1 protein-coding gene is annotated in these 294 nt (G+C 66.3%); it reads right to left on the bottom strand.

Going from position 1 to position 294, the window contains the following annotated elements; translation table 11 throughout:
* A partial coding sequence (locus tag F3I62_RS20630; RefSeq protein ID WP_256667847.1) for an acyl-CoA dehydrogenase family protein occupies nt 1-294 on the bottom strand: 294 nt, incomplete at both ends.

Raw genomic sequence — 294 nt, 5'->3', positions numbered from 1 at the left:
GGGTGATGCGGCAGTCGCGGATCAGCTGCTCCTGGCCCCACTCGCGGATGAAGCCGTGGCCGCCGAAGATCTGCTGGCCATGGATGGTGGTTTCCAGGCCCATGTCGGTGAGGAAGGCCTTGGCCACCGGGGTCAGCAGGGCCACCAGCTCTTCGGCACGCTTGCGGGTGGCGGCGTCTTCGCTGTACTTGGCGGTATCCAGCTGCATCGCCACGTAGCTGGAGAAGGCACGACCGCCCTCGTTCAGCGCCTTCATGGTCAGCAGCATGCGGCGCACGTCCGGGTGCACGATGA

Source organism: Pseudomonas sp. R-28-1W-6 (genome assembly GCF_009799925.1).
In the GTDB taxonomy this organism is placed as follows: Bacteria; Pseudomonadota; Gammaproteobacteria; order Pseudomonadales; family Pseudomonadaceae; genus Aquipseudomonas.
The sequence above is the reverse complement of the archived record's forward strand: the minus strand, read 5'-3'. Positions and strand labels throughout refer to the sequence as shown.